This is a genomic window from Pseudomonas sp. DCB_BI (genome assembly GCF_026240995.1).
In the GTDB taxonomy this organism is placed as follows: domain Bacteria; phylum Pseudomonadota; class Gammaproteobacteria; order Pseudomonadales; family Pseudomonadaceae; genus Aquipseudomonas.
Genome location: NZ_JAPFCG010000001.1, coordinates 494,083 through 506,056 on the forward strand (window position 1 = coordinate 494,083; position 11,974 = coordinate 506,056).

General features: G+C 61.8%; 10 protein-coding genes and 1 rRNA gene. 1 reads left to right on the top strand and 10 read right to left on the bottom strand.

What is annotated here, in order from left to right; all coding sequences use genetic code 11:
- Positions 1 to 39 precede the first annotated feature (39 nt).
- The 6 genes from ispH to murJ all read right to left on the bottom strand — a co-directional run bounded on the left by ispH (position 40) and on the right by murJ (position 7,375).
- Positions 40 to 987, bottom strand: coding sequence for a 4-hydroxy-3-methylbut-2-enyl diphosphate reductase (gene ispH, locus OO258_RS02275; protein ID WP_110747727.1), 948 nt, complete (start codon positions 985 to 987; stop codon positions 40 to 42).
- A 14-nt stretch (positions 988 to 1,001) separates the two neighbouring features.
- Complete coding sequence (gene fkpB / locus OO258_RS02280) at positions 1,002 to 1,439, bottom strand: FKBP-type peptidyl-prolyl cis-trans isomerase (RefSeq protein WP_003247607.1); 438 nt, start codon at positions 1,437 to 1,439, stop codon at positions 1,002 to 1,004.
- A complete protein-coding gene (gene lspA / locus OO258_RS02285) occupies positions 1,432 to 1,947 on the bottom strand; it encodes a signal peptidase II (RefSeq protein WP_014589581.1) in 516 nt (171 codons plus the stop codon). The genes fkpB and lspA overlap by 8 nt, the downstream gene beginning before the upstream one ends.
- Positions 1,940 to 4,771, bottom strand: coding sequence for an isoleucine--tRNA ligase (gene ileS, locus OO258_RS02290; protein WP_110747732.1), 2,832 nt, complete (start codon positions 4,769 to 4,771; stop codon positions 1,940 to 1,942). Before ileS ends, lspA begins: the two co-directional genes overlap by 8 nt.
- Positions 4,768 to 5,718, bottom strand: coding sequence for a bifunctional riboflavin kinase/FAD synthetase (ribF, locus tag OO258_RS02295; RefSeq protein WP_266028716.1), 951 nt, complete (start codon positions 5,716 to 5,718; stop codon positions 4,768 to 4,770). The genes ileS and ribF overlap by 4 nt, the downstream gene beginning before the upstream one ends.
- Positions 5,719 to 5,836: 118 nt before the next feature.
- Positions 5,837 to 7,375, bottom strand: coding sequence for a murein biosynthesis integral membrane protein MurJ (gene murJ / locus OO258_RS02300; RefSeq protein ID WP_266028717.1), 1,539 nt, complete (start codon positions 7,373 to 7,375; stop codon positions 5,837 to 5,839).
- Positions 7,376 to 7,625: 250 nt separating this feature from the next.
- Between murJ and rpsT the strand changes: the two genes are divergently transcribed.
- Positions 7,626 to 7,904 carry a 30S ribosomal protein S20 gene (rpsT, locus tag OO258_RS02305; RefSeq protein WP_003247625.1) on the top strand — a complete coding sequence of 93 codons (279 nt, stop codon included), beginning with the start codon at positions 7,626 to 7,628 and terminating at the stop codon, positions 7,902 to 7,904.
- A 183-nt stretch (positions 7,905 to 8,087) separates the two neighbouring features.
- Here rpsT and OO258_RS02310 read toward each other — a convergent pair whose 3' ends face one another.
- The 4 genes from OO258_RS02310 to rrf all read right to left on the bottom strand — a co-directional run bounded on the left by OO258_RS02310 (position 8,088) and on the right by rrf (position 11,965).
- The gene (locus OO258_RS02310; protein WP_110747740.1) at positions 8,088 to 10,388 is read right to left on the bottom strand and encodes a PqiB family protein; all 2,301 of its coding nucleotides are present in this window, start codon (positions 10,386 to 10,388) and stop codon (positions 8,088 to 8,090) included.
- Entirely contained in the window at positions 10,381 to 11,004 is a 624-nt protein-coding gene (locus OO258_RS02315) for a paraquat-inducible protein A (RefSeq protein WP_186689420.1), read from the bottom strand. The genes OO258_RS02310 and OO258_RS02315 overlap by 8 nt, the downstream gene beginning before the upstream one ends.
- Entirely contained in the window at positions 10,991 to 11,650 is a 660-nt protein-coding gene (locus OO258_RS02320; RefSeq protein ID WP_110747743.1) for a paraquat-inducible protein A, read from the bottom strand. The genes OO258_RS02315 and OO258_RS02320 overlap by 14 nt, the downstream gene beginning before the upstream one ends.
- 199 nt (positions 11,651 to 11,849) lie before the next feature.
- A 5S ribosomal RNA gene (gene rrf / locus OO258_RS02325) occupies positions 11,850 to 11,965 on the bottom strand.
- Positions 11,966 to 11,974: the final 9 nt, after the last annotated feature.

Sequence of the window (11,974 nt, forward strand, 5' to 3'; positions counted from 1 at the left end):
GCTGCAAAGCAGCCCCTGCATGGGCGGCGGTACACCCCGTCAGATCAGCGAGCGAACCCGCAGCTCTTTGGGCATCGAGAAGGTGATGTTCTCTTCACGCCCGTCCAGCTCTTCAGCGCCGGTAGCGCCCCAGGCCTTGAGCTGCTCGATCACGCCACGCACCAGCACTTCGGGGGCCGAAGCACCGGCGGTGATGCCAATCCGTGCGGCCTGGTCGAACCAGTCGCGCTGCAAGTCCTCGGCACCGTCGATCAGGTAGGCCGGGGTGCCCATACGCTCGGCCAGCTCGCGCAGGCGGTTGGAGTTCGAGCTGTTCGGGCTGCCGACCACCAGTACCACGTCGCTTTCACCGGCCAGTTGCTTGACGGCGTCCTGGCGGTTTTGCGTGGCGTAGCAGATGTCGTCCTTGCGCGGGCCGCCGATATTCGGGAAGCGCGCACGCAAGGCGTCGATAACACGGCTGGTGTCATCCATCGACAGCGTGGTCTGGGTGACGAAGGCCAGGTGGTCCGGGTCGCGCACCTGCAGGTTGGCCACATCTTCCTCGTCTTCGACAAGGTAGATAGCGCCACCATTGCTGGGGTCGTACTGGCCCATGGTGCCTTCGACTTCCGGGTGCCCCTCGTGGCCGATGAGAATGCACTCACGGCCATCGCGGCTGTACTTGGCAACCTCGATGTGCACCTTGGTCACCAGCGGGCAGGTGGCATCGAACACCTTCAGGCCACGGCCAGCGGCTTCCTGGCGCACCGCCTGGGAAACACCGTGGGCACTGAAGATGACAATGACATCGTCCGGCACCTGGTCCAGCTCTTCGACGAAGACGGCGCCACGGTTACGCAGGTCTTCCACCACGAACTTGTTGTGCACCACTTCGTGGCGCACATAGATTGGCGGGCCGAAGACTTCCAACGCGCGGTTGACGATCTCGATCGCCCGGTCGACCCCAGCGCAAAAGCCGCGAGGGTTGGCGAGTTTGATTTGCATGATCGGCTCCAGGCTTACAGGGCCTTCACCTCGAGGATCTCCACCTCGAAGGTCAGGGTCTTGCCAGCCAGTGGGTGATTGAAGTCGATGGTCACCTGGTCATCGTCGAACGCTTTGACCACACCCGGCAGCTCGGTGTTGGCGGCGTCGTTGAAGATGATCAGCAGCCCTTCGGACAGCTCCATGCCCTCGAAATTGGACCGCGGCATGACTTGCACGTTTTGCGGGTTGGGCTGGCCGAAGGCGTTCTCCGGCGCTACCACTACCGTACGCTTATCACCGGCCTTGAAGCCGAACAGGGCGTTTTCAAAGCCAGGCAACAGGTTGCCATCGCCCACTTTGAAAGTAGCCGGGGCCTTGTCGAAGGTGCTGTCGACGGTGTCGCCGTTTTCCAGGTGCAGCGCGAAGTGCAGGGTGACTTCGGTGTTCTGGCCGATACGGGTGTCAGTCATGGACCGGATCCTCGGACTTCTTGCTCTTGAACATATCCAGCGCCAGCATCACCGCACCAACGGTGATGGCGCTGTCGGCCACGTTGAAGGCCGGGAAGTAATGGCGGTTCTGCCAGTGCACCAGGATGAAGTCGACCACATGGCCCAGTACGATGCGGTCGTACAGGTTACCAATCGCCCCACCCAGCACCAGCGCCAGCGCCACGGCCAGCCAGGTCTCATTGCGCCCCAGGCGCTTGAGCCACACCACCAGCACCGCGCTGACCACCACGGCGATCAGGGCGAACAACCAGCGCTGCCAACCTGCGCCGTCAGCCAGGAAGCTGAAGGCGGCACCAGTGTTGTAGGCCAGGGTCCAGCTGAAGTAGTCAGGAATGACCACGATCTGCTGGTACATGGTCAGGGCGTTGTTGAAGTACAGCTTGGTGGCCTGGTCGACGACCAGGACCAGCAAGCTCAGCCACAGCCATGCAAGGCGCCCGAAGCGCCCCGCTGCAGGGTTAGGCATAGTGGCGTACCTCACCCGAGCCGGTCAGGTTGTCGACGCAACGGCCGCAGATTTCCGGATGCTCCGGGTGGCTACCGACGTCGGCGCGGAAGTGCCAGCAACGGCCGCACTTGGTGTGGCCGGATTTGACCACTTGCAGCTTCAGGCCTTCGACTTCGGTGGCGACCGCTTCGGCCGGGGCCTGGGCGAATGGCACCACGCTGGCGGCCGAGGTGATCAGCACGAAGCGCAGTTCGTCACCCAGCTTGCCCAAGTCGGCGCTCAGGCCTTCGTCGGCGAACAGGGTCACTTCGGCTTGCAGGTTGCCGCCGATGACCTTGGCGGTGCGCTGGTTTTCCAGCTCCTTGTTGACCGATGCCTTCACGGCCATGACGCGGTCCCAGTAGGCGCGGTCCAGCTCGGTGCCTTCCGGCAGCTCGCTCAAGCCTTGGTACCAGCCGTTGAGCATGACCGACTCGTTGCGCTCGCCCGGCAGGTACTGCCAGATTTCGTCGGCGGTGAACGCCAGGATCGGCGCGATCCAACGCACCAGCGCCTCGCTGATGTGGTACAGCGCAGTCTGGCAGGAACGGCGGGCGACACTGTTGGCGCCGGTGGTGTACTGGCGGTCCTTGATGATGTCGAGGTAGAAGCCGCCCAGCTCCTGTACGCAGAAGTTGTGCACCTTGGAGTAGACGTTCCAGAAACGGTACTCGCTGTAGTGCTCTTCCAGTTCGCGTTGCAGCAGCAGGGTCCGGTCCACGGCCCAGCGGTCCAGCGCCAGCATGTCTTCCGGGGCCAGCAGGTCGCGGGCCGGGTCGAAGCCGGACAGGTTGGACAGCAGGAAGCGTGCGGTATTGCGGATACGCCGGTAGGCGTCGGCACTGCGCTGCAGGATCTGCTCGGAAACCGCCATTTCACCGGAATAGTCGGTGGCCGAAACCCACAGGCGCAGGATGTCGGCACCCAGGGTGTTGTTGACCTTTTCCGGCTCGATGGTGTTACCCAGCGATTTGGACATCTTGCGGCCGTTTTCGTCCACGGTGAAGCCGTGGGTCAGCAGCTCGCGGTACGGCGCGTGGTTGTCGATCGCGCAACCGGTCAGCAAGGACGAGTGGAACCAGCCGCGGTGTTGGTCGGAACCTTCCAGGTACAGGTCAGCGCGCGGGCCGGTGGCGTGGCCGATGTCGTGCGAGCCACGCAGTACGTGCCAGTGGGTGGTACCGGAGTCGAACCACACGTCGAGGGTGTCGGCGATCTTGTCGTACTGGTCGGCTTCAGCGCCCAGCAGTTCGGCGGCGTCCAGCTTGAACCAGGCTTCGATGCCTTGCTGTTCGACGCGCTTGGCCACCTCTTCCATCAGCTCGACGGTGCGCGGGTGCAACTCGCCGGTCTGCTTGTGCAGGAAGAACGGGATCGGCACGCCCCAATTGCGCTGACGCGAGATGCACCAGTCCGGGCGGTTGGCGATCATCGAATGCAGGCGCGCCTGGCCCCAGGCCGGGACGAACTTGGTGTCTTCGATGGCTTTCAGTGCGCGCTCACGCAGTGGCTCGCCAGTGCTTGGCTGCTTGTCCATGCCGACGAACCACTGCGCGGTGGCGCGGTAGATCAACGGGGTCTTGTGACGCCAGCAGTGCATGTAGCTGTGGCTGATGGTTTCGGTGTGCATCAGCGCACCGACTTCGCTCAGCTTGTCGACGATGGCCGGGTTGGCCTTCCAGATGAACTGGCCGCCGAAGAATGGCAGCGACTCGACGTACACACCGTTGCTCTGCACCGGGGTGAGGATGTCGTCGTTGACCATGCCATAGCGCTTGCAGGTAACGAAGTCGTCTTCACCGTAGGCTGGCGCGGAGTGCACCACGCCGGTGCCGGCGCCCAGTTCGACGTAGTCGGCCAGGTACACCGGCGACAGGCGGTCGTAGAACGGGTGACGGAAGTTGACCAGCTCCAGCGCCGAACCCTGGGCGGTAGCGATGACCGAGCCTTCCAGGTTGTAGCGTTTGAGGCACGACTCGACCAGCTCCTCAGCCAGCACCAGCAAGCGCTCGCCGGTATCGACCAGGGCGTACGTGAACTCCGGATGGATATTCAGCGCCTGGTTGGCCGGGATGGTCCACGGGGTGGTGGTCCAGATCACGATGGCGGCAGGCTTGGCCAGCGACGCCAGGCCGAAGGCGGCAGCCAGCTTGGCTTCGTCGGCGACCGGGAAGGCCACGTCGATGGTCTGGGATTTCTTGTCGGCGTACTCGACTTCCGCCTCGGCCAGGGCCGAACCGCAGTCGAAGCACCAGTTCACCGGCTTCAGGCCCTTGAACACGAAGCCTTGCTTGACCATTTCGGCCAGTGCGCGAATTTCGCCAGCTTCGTTGGCGAAGTTCATGGTCTTGTACGGGTTGTCCCAGTCACCCAGCACGCCCAGGCGAATGAATTCGGTCTTCTGCCCTTCGATCTGCTCGGCAGCGTACTCGCGGCACAGCTCGCGGGTGCGGTCGGCAGAGAGGTGCTTGCCGTGGGTAACCTCGACCTTGTGCTCGATCGGCAGGCCATGGCAGTCCCAGCCCGGTACATACGGCGCATCGAAGCCGGCCAGGGTCTTGGAGCGGACGATCATGTCCTTGAGGATCTTGTTCAGCGCATGACCGATGTGAATCTTGCCGTTGGCATAGGGCGGGCCGTCGTGCAGGACGAACTTGGGACGATCCTTGCCAATTTCGCGCAGCTTCTGGTACAGGCCAATGCTGTCCCAGCGCTGCAGTATCTGCGGTTCGCGCTGAGGCAGGCCGGCCTTCATGGGGAAGGCGGTGTCCGGAAGGTTAAGCGTGGCTTTGTAGTCGGTCATTTCAGGCTCTTCGTTAGCGGTTGAGCGTGCCAATGTGCACGTGCGGCGGCGATATCCGCATCGATCGCCGACTTCAGCGCCTCCAGGGAGGCGAATCGCTGCTCTTCACGCAGCTTGTGGTGGAACTCCACCGTCAGACGCCGGCCATACAGGTCGCCGGCAAAATCCAGAAGATGAATCTCCAGGTGCGGGCGCCCATCACCGGCAACGGTGGGACGCACGCCAATATTGCCCACACCCGGCCAGGCCTTGCCGTCGATTTCGATGCTGGCCAGGTAGACCCCGGACAGCGGTACGCGGCGGCGCTTGAGCTGGATGTTGGCGGTAGGTGTGCCGAGCTGGCGGGCCAGCTTCTGGCCGTGCAGCACGCGGCCGGTAATGCGGTATGGGCGGCCCAGGAGGTGCTCGGCCAGCTCGAAGTCGCCTTCGGCCAGGGCCGTGCGCACTTCGGTACTGCTGACCCGCAGCCCGTCCTGGATCACCGTGTTGGCAGCCTCGACGGTGAAACCGTACCGGTTGCCGGCGTCGACCAGGAAGGCGAAGTCGCCCGCGCGGTCGCAGCCAAAGCGGAAGTCATCGCCCACTTCGAGGTGCCGCACGCCCAGGCCATCCACCAGGATGGCCTTGACGAAGGCATCGGCGCTGAGCTTGCTCAAGCGCTGGTTGAACGCCAGGCACAACACTCGATCGATGCCCTCGGCGGCCAGCAACTCGACCTTGTCGCGCAGGCGGGCCAGGCGCGGCGGTGCGGTATCGGGGGCGAAATACTCGCGTGGTTGCGGTTCGAAAATCACCACGCAGGTCGGCAGGCCCAAGGCCTGGCCGCGCTCGCGCAGGCGCGCCAGGATTGCCTGGTGGCCGCGGTGAACCCCGTCGAAGTTGCCAATGGTGGCGACACAGCCCCGGTGCTCGGGGTGCAGGTTGTGAAGACCTCGAACCAGCTGCATAACGCGCTTCTTGCTCATAAAGTGGCCGATTATAACCACACCCGGGCGCCGGTGACAGGCAGCAGCGCCCAAGGGCGGCGTGGAATGCTAAAAACCGACGCCTGACCCGCCCGAAGCCTTAGTGCAAGGCCTTGCGGGCGAAATGCCGGGGCCGGAAACCGCACAGGTACAGGCAACCGAAATAGGCTACGACACCCGCCAGGATCAGCGCCCCGAGGCGCATGAAGCGTTCAGGCATGATGCCCTGCTCCCAGGCCGGCATATAGTGCATGCCCGCCAGCAGCACGGCCGACATCAGCGTCACAGCCAACACCAGCTTGAGCAGGAACATGGCCCAGCCCGGCTGCGGCTCGAACAACTGCTGGCTGCGCAGCTTCCAGAACAGCAAGCCGGCATTCAGGCAGGCGCCGAGGCTGATCGCCAATGCCAGACCGGCATGTGCGAGCGGGCCAACCAGCGCCAGGTTGAACAGCTGGGTGCAGACCAGGGTGAAGACCGCGATCTTCACCGGTGTGCGGATATTCTGCTGCGCATAGAAGCCGGGTGCCAGTACCTTGACCAGAATGATCGCCAGCAAGCCTACCGAATAGGCCATCAGCGCCCGCTGGGTCATGGCCGCATCAAACGCACTGAACTTGCCATATTGGAACAGCGCGACGGTCAGCGGCTCGGCAAGAATGGCCAGCGCCAGGGTACACGGCAGTACCAGCAGGAAGCACAACCGCAGGCCCCAGTCGAGAATCCGCGAGTACTCCTCGCGGTCCTTGTTGGCGTAGGTCTTGGCCAGGGTCGGTAGCAGGATGGTCCCCAGGGCCACCCCCAGCACGCCCGAAGGCAGCTCCATGAGGCGGTCGGCGTAGTACATCCACGACACCGAGCCGGCTACCAGGAACGAGGCGAAGATGGTGTTGATGATCAGCGAGATCTGGCTCACCGATACCCCGAGAATCGCCGGCAGCATCTGCTTCAGTACCCGCCAGACCCCGGCATCGCGCAGGTTCAGCCGCGGCAGTACGAGCATGCCGATCTTTTTCAGCGCCGGCAGTTGATACAACAGCTGCGCCAGCCCACCGGCCAGTACCCCCCACGCCAGGGCCATTATCGGTGGGTTGAAGTACGGCGTGAGCAACACGGCGAAGGCGATCATCGCCACGTTGAGCAGCGTCGGGGTAAAGGCCGGTACCGAGAAACGGTTCCAGGTATTGAGGATTGCGCCGGCCAGGGAAGACAGCGAGATCAGCAATATATAAGGAAAGGTCACCCGCAGCAGGTCGGTGGTCAGCTGGTATTTTTCGGCGCTGTCGACAAAGCCCGGGGCCGTTGCCCACACCACCCACGGCGCCGCCAGGATACCGATGGCGGTCACCAGTGCCAGGACTAGGGTCAGCAGGCCGCTGACATAGGCAATGAAGGTGCGGGTCGCCTCCTCGCCTTGCTGGGTCTTGTATTCGGCCAGGATCGGCACGAAGGCCTGGGAAAAAGCGCCTTCGGCAAAGATACGCCGCAGCAGATTGGGGAGCTTGAACGCAATGAAGAAGGCGTCGGTAGCGACGCCGGCACCAAAGATACGCGCCAGGATGGTGTCGCGAACGAAGCCCAGCACCCGCGAAATCATGGTGATCGAGCTTACTGCAGCCAGGGATTTGAGCAGGTTCATCGAAAAGATTCACGCCAATGACAGAGGACGCTGCCAGACAGCGTCCGAATGTGCGATACTCCCGCGCCTTCGCAGGGGAGCCAAAAATTCCCGAGTGTACAGGTCGCGCAGCAGAAAGGAATCTTTCCCGCTTGTTGGCGCACCGCTCGGCGGAACCTTGCAGGTGGCCTTGACATCCGCTCGACTGATCGGCATGATTCGCGGCCTATTTTGTTTGCTATTTACCTAAAGTCTTTCGAGGAGCTCGACGGTGGCCAACACACCTTCCGCCAAGAAACGTGCAAAACAGGCTGAGAAGCGTCGCAGCCACAACGCCAGCCTGCGTTCCATGGTCCGCACCTACATCAAGAATGTAGTTAAAGCCATTGACGCAAAAGACGCTGAAAAAGCACAAGCCGCTTACGTTCTGGCTGTACCTGTAATCGACCGTATGGCCGACAAAGGTATCATCCACAAGAACAAGGCTGCTCGTCACAAAGGCCGTCTGAATGGCCACATCAAGGCGCTGAAAGAAGCTGCAGCTGCCTAAGCGACGCGCAAGTCGAAAAGCCGACCCTAGGGTCGGCTTTTTGTTGCCTGCGATTTATGACTGTCGAAAAGCCGACCCTAGGGTCGGCTTTTTGTTGCCTGCGATTTATGACTGCGGGCACAGCACCTTATGGGACTCGATCCCTGTGGGAGCGGGGCCGCGCTTGGCGGCCCTACTTTTACGTTACTTGGCTATCTGAATCTTCGGCGCCCACTGCAGCCATTGATCTTCGGCCTTGTCGAACAAGGCAAAGGTCTGCTGCGGCCGGGCCGGGTTACCCATCTGCTCACCCTCCGGCGTTGCAAAGGCGATACCGCCATCGATCAGGGTCTCCACCGACTCGGTCCGCACTGTAGCGCCCTTGAACAGCCCCCAGTCGAAACCGAAGCCACTGCTGTTCCAGAAGCGGCTGCCGCTACGCACCAAGGTGGCATAGCGCGGCTCGATGAGGATATGGATCAGTACCCGGTCAGCGCTCTGGCCCAGCTCGAAGCCCGTGACCTTGCCCACCGCAACCTCACGGTAGGTTACCGGCACACCTGGCTTGATCGAGCCACGGCGCGGCGCGCTGAGCGTCAAGGGCAGGCCAACCTCAGGCCCTGCCACCTGCGGGGCATCGGCCAAGGCGATGAAGTCACGCTGCGGACCGCGATCCTTGGCCGCGGGCTGCACTTCCAGGTACTGCCCACCAATCAAGGTATCCAGGTTCTCGGTGCGCACCAGTCCCAGCGCTGGCTTGACCACCCAGAACTGCGTACCGGCCCGGGCAATGCGGTCTGCCGCTTCGGTAATACGCGCTCGCAGCAGCACTGCCTGCAGGTCGTCGGTGAGGTCGACACTTTCGATACTGCCAACATCCAGGCCGCGGAAGCGAATGGCCGTACCCGGCTTCAAGCCGTCGGCACGATCTACGCGGATGGTGATCAACGTGCCAGCGCGGTTGACCGCTTCCTGGCTGTCATGCAGGCGGAAGCGCGGAATATGCCGCTTCAGCGCCACGTCGGGCCGCGGCGTATCGAAAGCGATACCGCCGGCCATCAGCGTTTGGAGCGACTCGCTCTTGATCTTGATGCCCGACAGACCACCGGTGAGGGTGATACCACTGACATTCCAGAAACGCGACGAGCCGTTGACCAACTTTTCGTATTCTTTCTCGATATGCACACCAATAAGGATGCGGCTGCTGTTGCGGGCGAACTGGTAGCTTTGCACGCTACCCACCTTCACCTGGCGGTACATCACGGGGCTGCCCACCTCCAGCGAGCCCAGGGTATCGGCGAACAAGACCATATGCAGGCCCGGTGCCTTGAGGTCGAGAGGCGGTGCCTTGGCTCGAGCCTCGAACTCCCGCTCGGGCCGTGCGCCCTTCTCGCCCGGGCGAATGGCGATATAGTTACCCTTTACGAGCGCCTCGAGCCCCGTGATACCCGCCAGGGAAATCGACGGTTTCACCACCCAGAACTGGGTGCCCTCGACCAGGTAGTCTTCGGTCAGCGGGTCCAGCGTCAGCTCAGCCGATGCACTCCCCAAGTTATCCTCCATCTTGAGGGTTTTAAGCGAACCCACCTGGATACCTTTGTACATGACGGGCGTACGACCTGCCTGCAGCCCCTCGTAATCGCTCAGCTTAACCTTGACCCGGATACCCGCCTGGGCCGCATCGAAGTCTTCATACAGGCGGAACGGCAGGCTCGGGTCGGTGGGCGGGCTGTCCTTGCGATACTCCGGGGTGGCAAAGGCGATACCACCCGCCACGATGCTCGACAACGACTCGCTGCGTACCTTCACACCCGAAAGCGAAGCATCGATGCTGACGCCGCTGGCGTTCCAGAAACGCGTGTGCTTGCGCACCAGGCTGGCATAGGCCGGCTCGATGAAGACCTTGACCTCTACGGTGCTCTGGTCCTCGGACAGCCGATAGCTTTTCACCCGGCCAACCTGGATCTGTTTGTAGAACACCGGGCTGTCACGGTTGAGCGACCCCAGGCGGTCAGCCTTGAGAGTGAGGTGCAAACCGGGCTCGCTGTCTGACAGCGGCGGCGCCACCTTCAATGCAGTGAAGCGCTTGGTACGCTCACCCTCCCCTGGGCTGACGGCAATGTAGTTACCTGACACCAGTGTTTCAAGGCCGGAGATCCCCGCCAGGCTGACACTGGGCTTCACCAGCCAGAAGCGCGTGCCCTTGGTCAGGTGCGGCTCGGCGGCCTTGTTCATCTCGATGGTGGCAATCACCCCCTGATTCTCACCCTTGGCGTCGAGTACCAGGCTCTTCACCTTGCCAACCGGCATGCCTTTGTAAATCACCTCGGTCTTGTTGGCGACGATACCCTCGCCCGACTCGAAGCGGACTTCGATTTCTACGCCGGCATCGCGGTAGGCCTGCCACGCGAGCCAGCCACCGATCATCAGAGCGATCAAAGGCAGGATCCAGATGGCCGACCAGTTCGAGGCTGGGCGGGTTTTGGCCGTTGGCAGGTCACTCATGGTCGTCATCCGACTCCGTGTTATCCCAAATCAGTCGGGGATCGAAAGTTAAAGCGGCAAGCATTGTCAGGATCACCACAGTTGCGAACGCGACAGCGCCCAGGTTGGCTTCGACACTGGCTATCCGGCCGAAATTCACCACCGCCACCAGAATGGCAATGACGAAGATATCCAGCATGGACCAGCGCCCAATGAACTCGATGAAGCGGTACATCAGTATCCGTTGTCGGGCGGATAACGGTTGCCGGCGCTGCACGGAGTACAGCAGCAAGCCAATGCCCACCAGCTTGAACGTGGGCACCAGAATACTGGCGATGAACACCACAGCCGCAATCGGCACCATGCCGTGCTTGAGCAGGGTAATGACCCCGGACATGATCGTGTCCGGGCTGCCTTGACCAAGGGTGCTCACCGTCATGATGGGCAACATGTTGGCCGGGATGTACAGGATCGAGGCGGCAATCAGCAGCGCCCAGGTACGCACAATGCTGTTGGGTCGGCGCGCATGCACGATAGCGCCGCAACGTGTACAGGTTTGCGAAGTACTGCCTGGCTCTTGCCGGTTCAGCTCGTGACATTCATTGCAGACCAGAATGCCTGCATCAATCGCCCGCATGCAGGTCCTCCCCTGATAGCGCACTCCAGATCTGGTGCGGTGACATCACTACTTCAAGCCACACCTGGATCAACAACAGACTGATAAAACAGAACAACCCCAGGCCCACGGTCAGTTCAGCCAGGTCCACCAGTTTGACGATGGCCACGAGCACGCCCATGAAATAGACCTCGAGCATGCCCCAGTCACGCACGTGGTGATAGAGGCGGTAGAACACCAACCCATAGTCCCGCCCAATGTTCAGGCGAATGCTCAACAACACGGTCAGCTGGCATAACAACTTGAGCAACGGTATGGCCATGCTGCACAAAAACACCACTGCGGCGACGCCACGCATCTCCGAGTTGTATAGCCCCAGCACACCGCTCCAGACGGTATCGTCCGAAGTCTGGCCGAGCAGGTGCAACTGCATGATCGGAAGGAAGTTGGCCGGAATGAACAGCAACAGGGCCGTCAGCACCAGGGCCAGGCTGCGATTGACCACATTGTGCCGATGCGCGTACAGCTCGTAGCCGCAGCGCGGGCATTGGGCTTTTTCATCATGCTGAAGCACAGGCTTGCGCAGCAGCAAATCGCATTCGTGGCAGGCGACAAGCTCGTCCAGCGGCAACTCGGCCAGTGGTTCAGGTTCAACAGAATTGGACATATAGCGCTTCTGAATAGGTGCGTGAGCCTATTCTAGTGGTCTGGCTCGGATTGTGGGAGGCGACTATGGCACGCAGACCTGCAGAAGCCTCCACAGTGATCTGTGCCAGGTTGCAGACGCGCGCGAGGTTTGAAGGTTTCTCAGACCACAAAGACAAAACCCCTACCTGCATGTGCAGATAGGGGTTTTGCGAAATGAATCTTGACGATGACCTACTCTCACATGGGGAAACCCCACACTACCATCGGCGATGCATCGTTTCACTGCTGAGTTCGGGATGGGATCAGGTGGTTCCAATGCTCTATGGTCGTCAAGAAATTCTGT